Raw genomic sequence first — 15,059 nt, 5'->3', positions numbered from 1 at the left:
GATGTACCGGCCTACGGCCGACTGAGGGCGTTCGCGTTGTCGTTCTCCCGCGTCGCGGGACCGCCTGCCGCGCTCTCGAGCATCCCCTCGAGAACGTTCTTTCCGATCGACGTCTCCGTGGGGAGCGCGATGGGGTACGTGCCGTCGAAGCAGGCCGCGCACAGTCGCGTCGCAGGCTGCTCGGTGGCCGCGATCATGCCTTCGGTGGAGATGTAGCCGAGGGTGTCGGCGCCGATGGAACGGCGCACCCCTTCGAGCATCTCGTCGAAGCTGCCGGGCTCGCCACCGCCGCCCGCGCCGTTGGCGATCAGCTCGGCCGGCGAGGCGAAGTCGATGCCGTAGAAGCAGGGCCACTTGACCGGCGGCGACGCGATCCGGACATGGATCTCCAGTGCGCCGGCCTCGCGGAGCATCCGGATGAGCGCGCGCTGGGTGTTGCCGCGGACGATCGAATCGTCCACCACCACGAGGCGCTTGCCGCGGATGACTTCCTTGAGCGGGTTGAGCTTGAGGCGGATACCGAGCTGGCGGATCGTCTGCGACGGCTGGATGAAGGTGCGGCCGACGTAGGCGTTCTTCATCAGACCCTGGCCGTACGGAATGCCCGACCCCTGCGCGTAACCGACCGCCGCCGGAGTGCCCGATTCGGGGACCGGGATGACGAGGTCGCCCTCGGCGGGGTGCTCGGTGGCGAGGCGACGGCCGATCTCGACGCGGGTGGAGTGCACCGAACGTCCGGCGATGACGCTGTCCGGACGGGCCAGGTACACGTACTCGAACACGCAGCCCTTGGGCTCGGGGTTCGCGAAGCGGGAGGAGCGGACGCCGTCGGCGTCGATGGCGAGCAGCTCGCCGGGCTCGATGTCGCGGACGAAGGACGCGCCGACGATGTCGAGTGCGGCCGTCTCACTGGCCACGACCCAGCCGCGGTCCAGGCGTCCGAGGCACAGCGGGCGGATGCCGTGCGGGTCGCGGGCCGCGTAGAGCGTGTGCTCGTCCATGAAGGTGAGGCAGAACGCGCCGCGCAGTGTCGGCAGGAGCTTCATGGCCGCCTGCTCGATGGTGCTGTCGGCGGCGGCGTGCGCGAGGAGGGCGCCGACGACGTCCGAGTCGGACGTGGCGCCGCCGGGGCGCTTGTCGTTGACCAGTCCGGCTTCACGGGCGCGCTGCGCCAGCTCCGCCGTGTTGACGAGGTTGCCGTTGTGCCCGAGGGCGATGCCGCTGCCCGCGGCGGTGGTGCGGAAGATCGGCTGCGCGTTCTCCCACGTGGTCGAACCCGTGGTGGAGTAGCGACAGTGGCCGACGGCGACGTGTCCCGGCATCGCTGCCAGGGTCTGCTCGTCGAACACCTGGCTGACCAACCCGAGGTCCTTGAAGACCAGCACCTGCGAACCGTCGGCGACGGCGATGCCCGCCGCTTCCTGCCCACGGTGCTGCAGAGCATAAAGTCCGTAGTAGGTGAGTTTCGCCACATCCTCTCCCGGCGCCCAGACGCCGAAGACTCCGCATTCCTCGCGGGGCTCGTTCTCGTCCTCGTCGGACGGGTTCGAAGAGAGAAGATTAGGACTGTGGACCGACAGATCGGCTCTGGTCACCGGGGTGCTCCCTGGGGATGGGCGTGTGAGGGGCAAGGTCAGTCTACGTGCCCTGCGCCGTCGCTTCGCCCACGGTGCCGATCGAACCGGCCAGACTCCCGGACGGACAGCCGAAAAATAGGTTGGTTTCGGTATCGATCAGCATCCTCGAACCACAGAGCGGGGGCTTTTCCGATGGACGTCCGCAGCACGGCACCGACCGCCGCTGAACGCCTGCTGAGCGCGTTCGAAGGCGCGATGGGCATCCCCATTCCCGTGCACGTCCGATGCTGGGACGGCTCGGAGGCCGGCCCCGACTCGGACGTCACCATCGTCTTCCGCAACCGCCGGGCCATCCGGAGGGTGCTGTGGTCGCCGAACGAACTCGGTCTCGTCCGGGCCTACGTGTCCGGTGACCTCGAGATCGAGGGCGACGTCTTCCGGCTGCTGACGCTTCCGGATCTCGTCGACCGGCTGGGGACACTCGGCGTCCGCGGATCCGACCGCGGCACCATCCTGAAGTCGCTGTCGACGTTCGTCCGGCTCGGCGGCCTCGGTCTCCGCCCGACACCGCCGTCGGTGGAGGTGGCCCGGCGCCGCGGCCCCAAGCACAGCAAGGCGCGCGACGCGTCCTCGGTCTCACATCACTACGACGTCGGCAACGATTTCTACCGCCTTTTCCTCGGGCCGACGATGGTCTACTCCTGCGGGTACCGGGACCAGCGATCCGGCGACCGCGGTGCGATCGGGACGCTCGAAGAAGCGCAGAACGACAAGCTGGACCTGGTCTGCCGCAAGCTCGGCCTCCAGTCGGGCATGCGACTGCTGGACGTGGGCTGCGGCTGGGGTTCGATGGCGATCCACGCCGCCGAGAAGTACGACGTGTCCGTCGTCGGCGTCACCCTCAGCCACGAACAGGCCGATCGGGCGCGGGCGAGGGTCTCCGAGGCCGGGCTGTCGGATCTGATCGAGATCCGCGTGCAGGACTACCGCGACGTCGTCGACGGTCCGTTCGACGCGATCTCCAGCATCGGCATGTCCGAACACGTCGGCGACTCCGCGCTGCCCGAGTACGCGCAGCACCTGCTCGACCTTCTGCGTCCCGAAGGGCGGTTGCTCAACCATGCCATCGCCTCGGTCCGGTCGCTCACCGGCACGGACAATTCGTCGGGACTGATCGAGAACTACATCTCCCCGGACGGCGAGGTGCTGCCGCTGAGCAGAACGGTCGACGCCTTCGAGCACGCCGGACTCGAGGTCCGCGACGTCGAGGCCCTCCGGGAGCACTACGCACTCACGCTGCGGGCGTGGGTGGGCAGACTGCGCGACTCCTGGGACGACGCGATCCGGCTCGCCGGCGCGGAGCGGGCCCGCACCTGGTTGCTGTACCTCGCGGCCAGCGCCCTGGGGTTCGAGGAGAAGGGCCGGCTGACGATCCATCAGCTACTGGCCGTGCGCCCGTCCGACGACGGGTCGAGCGGGCTGCCGCGCACCCGCGCGTTGTGGCTGGGCTAGCTATACGCGCAGCAGCGGCAGCCAGTGGGCGATCTCCCCGGCGCGACTCCCCGACACCGAGACTCCGCAGTCGGCGGTCGCGCTGTCGAACTCCAGCAGCCCCGTCACCAGCAGCAGCCACGTCCGGGGGTCGGTCTCCACGACGTTGGGCGGAGTGCCGCGGGTGTGCCGGGGACCCTCGATGCACTGGACCGCGACGAACGGGGGAACCCGCACCTCCACGCTCGAACCGGGCGCGACCTGCTCGAGTGTCCGCGCGCTGAGCCGGACCGCCGCGGCCAGCTGGGTGCGGGACGGTTTCTCCTCGGAATCGCCGCGCAACCACGGACCGACCTCGAGTACGGCGGCCCTCAGTTCGGCGGGATCTACGGCTCGGCGCGACGGCATACGCTCAATCTACTGTGCGGGCCCGCGCGACCTCGGCGGCCACCGCCCCGCCGACATTGATCGAAAGGTGCAGCAGTGCAGGGGCTACGACGCTGCCGCTGCGTCGACGCAACCACTCGAACAGCCACGCGGAGGTGCCGGTGAGCAGCACGCTCGCGGCGACGCCGTCACCGGCGATCCGGGCCGCGCGCACGTGCCACAGCCCGAACGTGGCGGCGTGCAGGACGTGGGCCGTCGCAGGCGGCCAGGCCCGTCGCAGCATCGCGGACAGGACGCTGCGGAACAGCAGTTCCTCGTGCGCCACGGTCCCCACCGGGATCCGGAACCCCACCCAGCCGGCGAAACCGGTGACGCCGTCGCCCGCCGGCACACGCCTGCGCAGTGCGGGCACGCTCAACCCGAGCGCATATCCGGCGAGCGGAACCACCGACGCCACGGCGCCGTATCGCAACCCGGACCGGGCCTTCGACGCGGACAGGCCGAGCTCGTCGATGCCGTACCCCGCGGCGCGCGCTGCTCCCACGACCGACAGTCCGAGCGCGCCTCCCGCGACGGCCCGCCCGTAGGGGCCGAGCCCCGCACCGGGCAGCACCACGTTGTTCCACAGCACGGCCGCCGCCGCACCGGCAACGGACGCGCGCCTGCTCACTTCTCCGGACCCTCTGTCCCGGCGAGGGATTCGAGAGTGGACCGCACGCGTTCGGTGTCGACGGGGGTCCATCCCTCGGGCTGGGCCACCGTGATCCAGCCGTCGAGGACGAGAGTCCCGTAATTGTGGCCGTGCCCGTCCGGCACGCCGGCGGCGTTGGTGAGGTCGGCGGACACCTGCCAGAACGTCACGAACGGAAACCATTTCATCGACGGCGAACGATCCTCGCCCGGTGGTTCCTTCAACCAGTCGGGCCGGGTGAACGCGAGGTCCGGCGACCACCACACGACGGGATCCGACGGGTGCTGGACGTACAGGATGCGCGGCGACAGCCACTCACTGGTGTCGTCGACCATGTCGGCGGAGTCGTCGGCGAACCGCACCACCAGACCCGCCGAGTACTCGGGGTCGACCTCGGGAGTGCCGGGGTCGCGGCGCTGGATCAGCTGTCCCCACAGGCGGTTCGAGTTGGGCGGTCCGACCCACAACACGCCGTCGACGGTCTGCCGGATGTCGCTCAGCGTGTCGAAGGCGCCCTCCCCCGCCTGGGTGCCGAGACTTTCGCCGTAGACGAGCAGCTTGGGGCGCGTCGCCTCGGGTTCCTGCAACCACCGCGCGTGCACGCGGTCGATCAGCTTCTTCCCCGCCTCCGCGGCCTTCTCACGGTCGGCGAGGAACGAGATCCAACTCGGCAGGAACGAGTACTGGCTGGCCACCAACGCCGTGTCACCGTTGTGGACCAACTCGATCGCTTGCGCCGCAGTCGGATTGACCCAACCGGTGCCCGTGGTGGGGATGACGACGAGGACCTTGCGCTGGAACGCGCCGGTCCGCTCGAGTTCGTCGATGACGACGTCCATGCGCGCGTCCGGGTCCTCGGCGGTCTCGAGTCCGGCGTAGACCCGGATGGGGTCCTTGGCCGGGATGCCGTTGGCCGCCGTGAGCTCGTCGGCGTCGAGGCCTCGGGACACGAAGTTGCGGCCCTCGTACCCGAGGGTGTCCCAGGGCGCCAGCGACTCGGGGCTGCCCGACTTCTCCGGGTCGAGTGGTTGCTCGACGCCGTCGCGGGTGGTCGAATTCTGCAGGCTGAACGCCGCATTCGTGGCGGCGTAGATGCCGCGCATCAGAACACCGTCGACGAGCAGGAAGAACAGCACCGTCACGATGAGGATGCCGGCGGTGGTGGCCGTCGGGATCGCGAGGTGCCACCGCCGGATGAGTCGTGCCGCGATCCACCGCACGAGTTCGCGCAGCAGCCGCCACACCGAGATGATCGCGGCGCCCACGAGCAGGCTCAGACCGCCCGTACGGATGTAGCCGGTGGTGGTGGTGCCCTCCGCCCCCATCAGCGCGGCGAGCTCACGCTGCCATGCCGCGGAGTATGCGAGCATCACGAGGCTCACGACCACGCACGTCACCGTCACGACGACGCGCAGGCCGGTGGACCACGGTTCCGGCAACGGCCACCACGACCGGTGCCGCAGGAAGTAGCGCCGCACCAGCCAGCCGATCGCCGTTCCCACCGTGTAACCGATCGCGGCGTTGATGCCGCCGATCAGCCCCTGGAACAGCCAGTCGCGGGGCAGCAGCGACGGTGTCAGCGACCAGCAGAAGAACAGCGTCGCGAACGCGATGCCGGTGAAGTCGAGCCGAAGGAAACGCCAGGTCCGGTCGAGTCGGGGACCGTGGAGGAGTGCAGGATCAACCAGCCGCGAGAGTTCCCGCGGCCCCCTGTCAACCCTCTCCAATGCCCCCGATTCGACCATTCATCACCCGAACAATGCCGGCAGAGTTCCCTCGAACGTCGTGCGCAGCTCGGCCAGCGAGACCGAGAACTGGCCCTGGACCTCGACGGAATCGGACCCCTCGTCCACCACACCGATGCGCACCCACGGGAGATTACGGGCCGTGCACATACCGGTAAAGCGAGTTTCCTCGGTGCGCGGGACCGCGACGAGCACGCGGCCCGACGACTCGGAGAACAGGGTGACGAACGGATCGGCGTCGTCGGGAAGCAGGATTCGGCAGCCCGTCTCGCCGGCCAGCGCGGCCTCGACGACGGTCTGCGCGAGACCACCTTCGGACAGGTCGTGCGCCGCGGACACCAGTCCGTCGCGGGACGCCGCGAGGAGGATGTCGGCGAGCAACTGCTCCCGTTCGAGGTCGACCTTCGGCGGCACGCCGCCGAGGTGGCCGTGCTCGACCTGCGACCAGATGGACCCGTCGAACTCGTCGCGGGTGTCGCCGAGCAGGATCAGCGTTTCGCCCGGTTCCAGTCCGAGGCCGGTGGGGATGCGACGGTGCACGTCGTCGATGACGCCGAGCACGGCCACCACCGGGGTGGGCAGGATCGGGGTCGAGCCGGTCTGGTTGTAGAAGCTGACGTTGCCGCCGGTGACGGGGATGCCGAGCTTCGCGCAGCCGTCCGCAAGGCCGCGGACGGCCTGCTGGAACTGCCACATGACGCCGGGATCCTCGGGGGACCCGAAGTTCAGGCAGTTGCTGACGGCCTTGGGGGTCGCGCCGGTGACGGCGACGTTGCGGAAGGCCTCGGCGAGCGCGAGCTGCGCGCCGGCGTACGGGTCGAGCGCGGTGTAGCGGCCGGACGCGTCGGTGGCGAGCGCGATGCCGCGGCCCGTCGTCTCGTCGACGCGGATCACGCCTGAATCGGCGTTCTCGGCCAGGACGGTGTTGCCGCGCACGTAGCGGTCGTACTGCTCGGTGATCCACTTGCGGCTGCACAGCGCCGGGGACGCGAGCATCTTCAGCAGGGTCGCCTTCAGTTCGTCGGCCGACTCGGGACGCGTCAGACCGGCGGTGGTGTTGGCGACGAGGGCGTCCTGGCTCGCGGGACGCTGCACGGGGCGCTCGTACACGGGGCCCTCGTGGGCGACGGTGCGCGGCGGCACGTCGACGACGGTCTCGCCGTGCCAGGAGATGGTGAGCCGCTCGCCGTCGGTGACCTCACCGATGACGGTGGCGAGGACGTCCCACTTCTTGCAGACCTCCATGAACGCGTCGACGTTGTCGGGGGTGACGACGGCGCACATGCGTTCCTGGGACTCGCTGGACAGCACCTCGGCCGCGGTCATGCCGGTGGCCCGCATCGGGACCTGCTCGAGGTTGATGTGCATGCCGCCGTCGCCGGCCGCAGCGAGCTCGGACGTGGCGCAGGACAGGCCGGCGCCGCCGAGGTCCTGGATACCGACCACGAGCTTCGCGGCGTACAGCTCGAGACAGCACTCGATGAGCACCTTCTCGGTGAACGGATCGCCCACCTGCACGGCGGGCAGCTTCTTACGTCCGGTTCCACTTTCGTCGCCGTCGAAGGTCTCCGACGCCAGCACGGAGACGCCGCCGATGCCGTCGAGGCCGGTGCGCGCACCGAACAGGATGATCTTGTTGCCGGCACCGGATGCGAACGCGAGGTGCAGGTCCTCGACGCGCATCGCGCCGGCGCACAGGGCGTTGACCAGGGGGTTACCGGCGTACGACGCGTCGAACACGGTCTCGCCGCCGACGTTGGGGAGGCCGAGCGAGTTGCCGTAGCCGCCGACACCGCGCACCACACCGTCGACGACGCGTCGGGTGTCGGGGGCGTCCGCCGCACCGAAGCGCAGCTGGTCCATGACCGCGATGGGCCGTGCGCCCATGGCCATGATGTCGCGGACGATGCCGCCGACGCCGGTGGCCGCACCCTGGTAGGGCTCCACGTAGGAGGGATGGTTGTGGCTTTCGACCTTGAACGTGACGGCCCAGCCGTCGCCGATGTCGACGACGCCGGCGTTCTCGCCGATGCCCGCGAGCATCGAGGAACGCATCTCGTCGGTCGTGGTCTCACCGAAGTACTTCAGGTGCACCTTGGACGACTTGTAGGAGCAGTGCTCGCTCCACATCACCGAGTACATCGCGAGCTCGGCCTCGGTGGGGCGGCGGCCCAGGATCTCCTTGATGCGGGCGTACTCGTCGTCCTTCAGCCCCAGTTCCTTGAAGGGCTGTGCGACGTCGGGGGTCGCGGTGGCGGCGGTGACGGTGTCGACCGGGTGTGCTGACACTGGAGGTGGGGTCCCTTCCCTACGGGAGTCAAGAGAGGCAAGCCGGGAGTCACGGTCGGCGCAAGCCGGGTGGCGACGAGCCGTACGTCAGTCTATCCGGCGGCTCGCTCCGGTACCGACCTGGCGCTCCTCGTCCCGCTTCCTCACGCCGTCGGTGTGAGGAAGGCCGCAAGTGCGTCGGAATAGGCCCGCACGTCACGGGCGCCCATCAGCTCCCGCGACGAGTGCATCCCGAGCTGCGCGGCGCCCACGTCGACGGTGCTCAGCCCGGTCCTGGACGCGGTGATCGGGCCGATGGTCGAACCGCACGGCAGATCGGCGCGGTGCACGTACCGCTGCAGCGGCACGCCGGCCTGGTCGCAGGCGAGGGCGAACGCGCCGGCTCCGGCCGCGTCGGTGGCGTAGCGCAGGTTCTGATTGACCTTGAGCACCGGTCCCCCGTTGACGGCGATGTGGTGTGCGGGCTCGTGCCGCTCCGGGTAGTTGGGGTGCGTGGCGTGCGCCATGTCCCCGGACGCGCAGATCGATCCGGCCATCGTCTGCAGGAATTCTTCGCGACCACCGCCACGGCCGAGGACGATGCGCTCGAGCACGGTGCTCAGCAGATCGGAGAACGCGCCCCGATCGGACATGCTCCCCACCTCCTCGTGGTCGAACAGCGCGAGCACCGGCACCCGGTCACCGGGGTTCTCGGCCGCCGCCAGCAACGCCTGGGTGCCCGCGTAGCAGGTGCCCTGGTTGTCGAGTCGCGGCGCACTGACGAGGTCCTGTTCGGTCCCGACGAGGGCGCTGGGCGCGAGATCGTGGGTCATCAGTTCCCACCCGAGCACCGCGTCGGCGGGCACCTCCGCCCGGTCGGCTACGAAGTCGATGAACGAGCGGCGTTCGGACCCCACCCCCCACACCCCGTTGAGGTGGCGCTGCGGATCGAGGTGGACGCCCTTGCGGTCCTCGGACAGGTGGATCGCCAGCTGCGGGACGCGCAGGATCGGTTCGTCGACGCGGACAAGTTTCTCCTCGACCGTGTTGCCGGCCCGCACACTCAGCCGCCCGGAGATGCCCAGGTCGCGGTCGAGCCACGAGTTGAGCCACGCACCCCCGTACGGTTCGAGACCCACCAGCTGCCACCCTGCCGACGACAGGTCGGGGTGCTGTTTGACGCGCAGGTTCGGGCTGTCGGTGTGCCCGCCGACGATGCGGAACGGCGCCGTCCGGCCCAGCCCTTCGGTACTCCACGCGATGAGGGATCCGCCGCGCACCAGGAAGTACCGGCCGGGCTCGCCGGGCCACGAGTCGGTTTCGTGCAACTCGGTGAAACCGTTGCCGGTCAACAACATCGATACCGTCGCGCACACATGGAACGGCGACGGTGATGCATCGACGAAGGTGCAGAGTCCCTGGGCGTCGGCCCACGTAGTGGAAGGCATGGGGTCAATCATGCAGGACCCGCTGTCACGTGTGGGGACCCGAGACGCAGAACTGGTTGCCGTCGGGATCGGCGAGCGTGACCCACCGGAAATCGCCCATCTCGTGCTGCGCGACCTCCGTGGCGCCCTCGGCACTCAGCCTGCCCACCTCGCCGTCGAGGTCGTCGGACGCCAGGTCGAGGTGGATGCGGTTCTTCCCCGGAGTGGGGTCGCCGACCTTCTGGAACGCCAGCTTCTGCGCGGAATCCGGGAGGGCGACGACGTAGAACCAGCCGTCGTTCTCCTGCTCGATCGTGCCCGCCGTCTGCTTCGCCCACCACTTCGCGAGCGGCCCCGGGTCCGTGGTGTCGAACGTGATCATGCCGAGTGTGAGTGCCATGCCCGCAGAGTAGACGTGACCACCGACACGTCTCGCGGCTTCACAGGAACTCCTCGATCACCCGGACGGCGGCGTCCACTCCACCCGCAGAACGCAACTCGGCGGCGAGCTCCGCGCTGCGGCGCCGGACCGGCTCGGCGCCGACGTGCGCGAGCGCGTCCCGCAACTCGGCCGCCGACACCTCCGAACTGTCCACTCGCACCGCGACTCCCGCGGCGACGAGCGCGTCGGCGTTCTCGAACTGGTCGGTGGCCTGCGGCGCGGCGATCATCGGCGTTCCGGTGAACATTCCCTCACTGGACCCGCCCATGCCGGCGTGGGTGAGGAACGCGTCGGCCTGCCCGAGGATGTCGAACTGGGGCACCCACCGGTGGACCTCGACGTTGCCGGGCACGGTTCCGAGTTCGGCGACGTCGACGTGCCGGCCGATCTGCAGAACGACGTGCCAGCCGTCGAGGTCGCCGAACGCCTCGATGCAGCGCCGGTAGAAGTCGGCGTGGTCGGTGAACGCGGTGCCGAGCGAGATGAGCAGCACCCTTCCCGCGTCTGCCGGACGCTGCCACCGGCCGTCGGCGGGCCGCCGGGTGGGCAGGGCCGGTCCGACGAACGTGTAGACGTCCTCGTCGACGCGGTCGGCGTTGGGCTGCATAGATTTCGCGATCAGCACGACCGCCCGGGCCGGGCGCCCGTAGAATTCGTCAGGGTCCGTCTCGACACCGTTGTCCCGCAGCAGCTTCCCTTGCCGCTCGTACAGCGCTGCGCCGCGCGGGTCCGCCCGCATCGTGTCCACGAACGACTTCATGTCGTCTTCGTAGCCCTCCCACGCCACGTACGTCGGCGACAATTGCACGATCGGGACGCCCCATTCCTCGGCGAGGACGCGGGCGGGGCCTCCCGCGATGTCGTAGAGGAACAGGTCGGGGCGGTCGTCCTCGTACAGCGCCCGCAGTTGGGGCAGCATCGACTCGTATTCGGCCTGGAACAGAGTGAGCTGATCGATGGTGTCGCCCTCCCAGGACTTCTCGGACTCCTCCGTCGCACCCGCGGTGTTCACGCGCGGCAACGTCGAGGCGTATTCCTTGAATTCCGCTCCGGCGCTCTCGACGACGTCCTTCACGGCGGCGTCGTTGGCGTACGTCACGCGGTGCCCGCGCGTGACGAGTTCGCGGAGGATCTCCAGGCTCGGGTTGACGTGCCCGGGCGCCGGAATGCTGACCATGGCGATGTGTGAGCGGGTCATCTTCATCCTTCCAATACGGAACGGTCCGTCTCGGTCAAGAGTGACACGTGGGGAAAGTCGAGTCAAGACGATACGTCTCGTCTGGTCTACGATCCGTTCATGCCGTCCGCCGACAATCCCCGCCGTTCCGAACGGTCCCGCGCCGCGATACTGCAGGCCACGCAGGAACTGATCCGCGAACAGCCCTACGCGAAGATCAGCGTCGAAGGCATCGCCGCACGCGCCAAGGTCGGGAAGCAGACCATCTACCGGTGGTGGCGATCCAAGGGCGCGCTCGTCGTGGACGCCCTGCACGAACAGAACGCGGCCGGCGCCCACCAGACCATGGCCCTGCCGGACACCGGCGACCTCGCCGCCGACATGCGGCTGGTCCTGCGGGCCACGGTCGACGAGTTCACCTCACCCGATTTCGAACCGCTGTTCCGGGCGCTGTCCATCGAATCGCTGCAGGATCCCGCACTGCAGGAACAGATCGTCGAGCGGATCTACCGGCCGCAGTTCGAGTTCGTCGCGGCGCGGTTCCGCTCCGCGCAGGATGCGGGGCAGGTGCGGCCCGACGTCGACCTCGCCCTCGCGTTCGAGCTGTTCATGGCGCCGATGTTCTACCGCTGGCAGAGCGGGGCGCATCCCCTCACCCACGACCACGCGGACGCCGTCGTCGACCTGGCGATGCGCGCCCTCGCACCCTGACGGCCGGGATCAGCGGGCGTCGTCGACGAATCCGAAATCGCCGTCCGCCAGGTCTTCGACGTGGACGGCACGCCCCGACGCGTCGGCGAGGGGAATCTTCCAGTTCGAATACTGGGTCTCGTCGGTGCCCGGCTGATTCTGGACGCGGTACTCCCCCACCAGGTCGGCGAGAGCGACACCCGACAGCAACGACGGGCTCCGGTTGATCAGCCGGTACAACGCCTTCACGGTGTCGGGTATCGACGCGTCGTCGGCCAGCAGCCCGCGGTCGCGCGCCAATTGCAGCACGGCCTCGCGCTGCCGGGCGTCGTGTTCCTTCTCGAGTTCGAGGTCGCGTTCGAGGAGCCCGAGCCGCGAGCGCAATTCGATGTGTTCGCCGGCCAGGTATCCGGCGGTCGGCGGAAGATCGTGCGTGGTAACGGATGTCAGGCACAGGGTCCGGTACTGCTCCGGCGGTGTCGGCCGCTCGCCGTCGTGCTCGAACCACAGGATCGACGTCCCCAGGATCCCGCGCTCGGCAAGGTAGTCCTGGACCGCGGGCTCGAAAACCCCGAGGTCCTCGCCGATCACCACGGCGCCTGCCCGCTCGGCCTCGAGCGCGAGGATCCCGACGAGAGCCTCGTGGTCGTAGGAGACATACGTTCCGTCCGCAGGCGACTCCGCGTCGGCGGGGATCCACCACAGCCGGAACAGCCCCAGGATGTGATCGACCCGCAGCCCACCTGCGTGCTTCAGCACGGTGCGCAGCATGTCGCGGTACGGGGCATACCCCAGTTCGGCCAGCCGATCAGGACGCCACGGCGGCTGATTCCATTGCTGACCCTGCTGATTGAAGTCGTCGGGAGGAGCGCCGACGGTAATGCCCTCTGCCAGGGCCGTTCCCAGCGACCACGCGTCCGCACCCCCGCGCTGGACCCCGACCGCGAGATCGTGCACGATCCCGATGTCCATGCCTGCCGAGCGCGCCGCATCCTGTGCGCCGGAAAGCTGCTCGTCGCATACCCATTGCAGCCACGAGTAGAACTCGATTCGCGGCGCGAGCTTACGCCGCTGCGCCTGCACCCAGTCGCTGTCGGGCGCACCGGCCTTCGTCGTCCATCGCGGGTCGCCGGGTGGCAGTTTCTCGGTGAGCGCGCACCAGGTCGCGAAGTCCTGCAGCCCGTCCCCCTCGTCGCGGCAGAACTCCTCGAACGCGTGCTGCCTGCTCGGGCTGCGCTCGATCCGGAAGACCCGTTCGAGCACCCGGAGTTTGGCCCGGTACGACGGGTTGCGGTCGATCCGGTCGGACCGGTCGTTCGTCCGCTCGAATCGCGCTGCGGCGTCGCGCATCCGCGCATGGCGTCGCGTCGAGAGGTACGCCGTCTCCGGGATGTTCTCGACACGGATGTACATCGGGTTGACGTAGCGGCGGGTGGTCGGCAGGTACGGCGACGCCTCGATCGGTGGGCGGGGCTGCGCGGCATGCAGTGGGTTGACCAGAACGTAGTCGGCGCCGTGGACGGAACCGAAGATCGATGCGAGATCCGCGAGGTCGCCGAAGTCCCCGACACCCCAGGAACGACGTGAGCGGATCGAGTACAACTGCGTGAGCACACCCCAGCGCCGGCGGTCGCTCAGTGCGTCGGACGTCGACAAACGCGCCGGTGTCACGACGAGTGTGCACGACGAGGACGCGAGCGAGGTGGACGCCCGCACCGTGTGCCACCCGCACGGGACGTCGGAGGGGACGACGAACGTCGCGCGGCCGACCAGGGCGCCGTCGACCTCCCGCGGATCGACCCACACCTGGAGCTGGTGCGCCGGAACCGTCCCGCCCGATTCCGTGTCGATCGTGACGTCCACCGCCTCGCCGTGTGGAACGTGGACCACGAAACGGGTCTCGAACCCGTCCCTGCCGACGACGACGGGCGGCAGCATCCGTCGCCACGGTGCCGCGTCGCATTCGGACAGGGCGCGCCGCACCTCGTCCTCCGTTCCGGCGGGAACGTCCAGGGCCGAGAGGACGCTGCGGAGCGTGTCGTCGCGCACGTCGTGGCGCTGCTGATCCCAACCCCGGTACGACGTCGCAACCCCGTGCCGGGCGGCGAGGTCACGCAACTGCTCGGTGTACGTCATCCCGTCGATCGTGCCAGTTCACCTCGGAATCTGCGCGGCTTCCGACCCGTGCCACGGCGGTCGGTGCGTCGCGGCGTGATTGGCCCTGCGCCCGGCGGGGTAACTGTGGAGTAATCAGACGCACGACGTCCACGGTGAGCCCGCGAGGGAATGCCGTGGACGCACCACGATGCGACCGGCGACAGAGGAGTCTTCGATGCTGCTACGTCTTCCCGGAGTCTATCGCCCGCAACACGATACGCAGTTGCTGGCCGACGTCTTGGCGGCGGAGCCACTCGGACCCCACTCCCGGGTGCTCGACCTCTGCGCGGGGACCGGCGCGCTGAGCGTGCGCGCCGCCGCTGCGGGTGCAGGCCGGGTGACTGCGGTGGACGTGTCGAGGCGAGCAGCGATCAGCATCAGACTCAATGCCCTTGTCGGAGGGCACCGGATCCGGGTGATTCACGGAGATCTCGTCGAGCAGGTTCGCGAGGAACGGTTCGACGTCGTCGTGTCCAACCCGCCGTACGTTCCGGCACTGGTCGATGCCGTGCCCGACCGCGGTCCGGCGCGGGCCTGGGACGCGGGGAAGAACGGTCGCGCACTGCTCGATCGGATCTGCTGCCAGGCCCCCGACGTTCTCGTCGCCGGTGGTGTTCTGCTGCTGGCGCAGTCCAGCCTGAGCGGGGTCGAGAAAACTCTGACGATGCTCGAGGAACAGAACATGCGGGTCGACGTCGCCGCGACCGCCGAGATCCCCTTCGGACCGGTCCTCGTCGAACGCAGGGGCATGCTCGAGCGGAGAGGGCTCATCGAGGTCGGCCAGACCCGCGAAGAGATCGTGGTGATCCGCGCCGTCAAGTAGACACCGAATATGTGCCACAACATTTTTCAGTGCCCACACCGAGGCCTGGGACTGGCAGAGCCACGCCCTGAGCGTGACCGAACCGTTCGGAATCTGGGACGGGCTCACCGCGTCCGAGCGCCGCGGCATCGCGCAGCACGGCGAGGGAATCGTCGCCGTCTGACCCGGCACCGTGCAGGCCCTC

General features: G+C 69.2%; 13 protein-coding genes. 4 read left to right on the top strand and 9 right to left on the bottom strand.

Going from position 1 to position 15,059, the window contains the following annotated elements; all coding sequences use genetic code 11:
* Positions 1-11: 11 nt before the first annotated feature.
* Positions 12-1,595: an amidophosphoribosyltransferase gene (purF, locus tag CJ177_RS26875; RefSeq protein WP_005254820.1), complete on the bottom strand. Its 1,584-nt coding sequence runs from the start codon at positions 1,593-1,595 to the stop codon at positions 12-14.
* 174 nt (positions 1,596-1,769) lie between these two features.
* On the opposite strand from purF, the gene CJ177_RS26870 reads away from it, so the two are divergent.
* The gene (locus CJ177_RS26870; protein WP_095869022.1) at positions 1,770-3,089 is read left to right on the top strand and encodes a cyclopropane-fatty-acyl-phospholipid synthase family protein; all 1,320 of its coding nucleotides are present in this window, start codon (positions 1,770-1,772) and stop codon (positions 3,087-3,089) included.
* On the opposite strand, the gene CJ177_RS26865 is transcribed toward CJ177_RS26870, so the two are convergent.
* The 7 genes from CJ177_RS26865 to CJ177_RS26835 all read right to left on the bottom strand — a co-directional run bounded on the left by CJ177_RS26865 (position 3,090) and on the right by CJ177_RS26835 (position 11,232).
* Entirely contained in the window at positions 3,090-3,476 is a 387-nt protein-coding gene (locus CJ177_RS26865) for a sterol carrier family protein (protein WP_095869021.1), read from the bottom strand.
* A 4-nt stretch (positions 3,477-3,480) separates the two neighbouring features.
* Positions 3,481-4,125 (bottom strand): CPBP family intramembrane glutamic endopeptidase, encoded by a 645-nt coding sequence (locus CJ177_RS26860; RefSeq protein ID WP_005244387.1) that lies wholly within the window; start codon positions 4,123-4,125, stop codon positions 3,481-3,483.
* Positions 4,122-5,891 (bottom strand): alpha/beta-hydrolase family protein, encoded by a 1,770-nt coding sequence (locus CJ177_RS26855; protein ID WP_095869020.1) that lies wholly within the window; start codon positions 5,889-5,891, stop codon positions 4,122-4,124. Before CJ177_RS26855 ends, CJ177_RS26860 begins: the two co-directional genes overlap by 4 nt.
* Before the next feature lie 3 nt (positions 5,892-5,894).
* Entirely contained in the window at positions 5,895-8,180 is a 2,286-nt protein-coding gene (gene purL / locus CJ177_RS26850; protein WP_095869019.1) for a phosphoribosylformylglycinamidine synthase subunit PurL, read from the bottom strand.
* Positions 8,181-8,323: 143 nt separating this feature from the next.
* Positions 8,324-9,607 carry a M18 family aminopeptidase gene (locus CJ177_RS26845; protein ID WP_005244393.1) on the bottom strand — a complete coding sequence of 428 codons (1,284 nt, stop codon included), beginning with the start codon at positions 9,605-9,607 and terminating at the stop codon, positions 8,324-8,326.
* A gap of 25 nt (positions 9,608-9,632) precedes the next feature.
* Entirely contained in the window at positions 9,633-9,986 is a 354-nt protein-coding gene (locus CJ177_RS26840) for a VOC family protein (RefSeq protein ID WP_005244396.1), read from the bottom strand.
* A gap of 40 nt (positions 9,987-10,026) precedes the next feature.
* Positions 10,027-11,232, bottom strand: a complete 1,206-nt coding sequence (locus CJ177_RS26835) for a macrolide family glycosyltransferase (RefSeq protein WP_061040666.1) — start codon at positions 11,230-11,232, stop codon at positions 10,027-10,029.
* 93 nt (positions 11,233-11,325) lie between these two features.
* On the opposite strand from CJ177_RS26835, the gene CJ177_RS26830 reads away from it, so the two are divergent.
* Positions 11,326-11,916: a TetR/AcrR family transcriptional regulator gene (locus CJ177_RS26830; RefSeq protein ID WP_025431865.1), complete on the top strand. Its 591-nt coding sequence runs from the start codon at positions 11,326-11,328 to the stop codon at positions 11,914-11,916.
* Positions 11,917-11,925: 9 nt separating this feature from the next.
* Here the strand turns inward: CJ177_RS26830 and malQ are convergent, their stop codons facing one another.
* Positions 11,926-14,031, bottom strand: a complete 2,106-nt coding sequence (gene malQ / locus CJ177_RS26825) for a 4-alpha-glucanotransferase (RefSeq protein WP_095869018.1) — start codon at positions 14,029-14,031, stop codon at positions 11,926-11,928.
* Positions 14,032-14,227: 196 nt separating this feature from the next.
* Here malQ and CJ177_RS26820 point away from each other — a divergent pair, with 196 nt between their 5' ends.
* Together CJ177_RS26820 and CJ177_RS26815 are read left to right on the top strand one after the other, a co-directional pair.
* Complete coding sequence (locus CJ177_RS26820; RefSeq protein WP_005244403.1) at positions 14,228-14,875, top strand: HemK2/MTQ2 family protein methyltransferase; 648 nt, start codon at positions 14,228-14,230, stop codon at positions 14,873-14,875.
* A gap of 73 nt (positions 14,876-14,948) precedes the next feature.
* Positions 14,949-15,038 carry a WhiB family transcriptional regulator gene (locus CJ177_RS26815; protein ID WP_257014688.1) on the top strand — a complete coding sequence of 30 codons (90 nt, stop codon included), beginning with the start codon at positions 14,949-14,951 and terminating at the stop codon, positions 15,036-15,038.
* The last annotated feature ends 21 nt before the right edge of the window (positions 15,039-15,059 follow it).

The organism is Rhodococcus sp. ACPA1 (assembly GCF_002300195.1).
GTDB lineage: Bacteria > Actinomycetota > Actinomycetes > Mycobacteriales > Mycobacteriaceae > Rhodococcus_F > Rhodococcus_F opacus.
The sequence above is the reverse complement of the archived record's forward strand: the minus strand, read 5'-3'. Positions and strand labels throughout refer to the sequence as shown.

Coding starts and splice junctions, on each gene's coding strand:
- CJ177_RS26870 (WP_095869022.1), top strand. CDS start 1,770: ATGGACGTCCGCAGCACGGCACCGACCGCCGCTGAACGCCTGCTGAGC.
- CJ177_RS26865 (WP_095869021.1), bottom strand. CDS start 3,476: ATGCCGTCGCGCCGAGCCGTAGATCCCGCCGAACTGAGGGCCGCCGTA.
- CJ177_RS26855 (WP_095869020.1), bottom strand. CDS start 5,891: ATGGTCGAATCGGGGGCATTGGAGAGGGTTGACAGGGGGCCGCGGGAA.
- CJ177_RS26845 (WP_005244393.1), bottom strand. CDS start 9,607: ATGCCTTCCACTACGTGGGCCGACGCCCAGGGACTCTGCACCTTCGTC.
- CJ177_RS26840 (WP_005244396.1), bottom strand. CDS start 9,986: ATGGCACTCACACTCGGCATGATCACGTTCGACACCACGGACCCGGGG.
- CJ177_RS26835 (WP_061040666.1), bottom strand. CDS start 11,232: ATGAAGATGACCCGCTCACACATCGCCATGGTCAGCATTCCGGCGCCC.
- CJ177_RS26830 (WP_025431865.1), top strand. CDS start 11,326: ATGCCGTCCGCCGACAATCCCCGCCGTTCCGAACGGTCCCGCGCCGCG.
- malQ (WP_095869018.1), bottom strand. CDS start 14,031: ATGACGTACACCGAGCAGTTGCGTGACCTCGCCGCCCGGCACGGGGTT.
- CJ177_RS26820 (WP_005244403.1), top strand. CDS start 14,228: ATGCTGCTACGTCTTCCCGGAGTCTATCGCCCGCAACACGATACGCAG.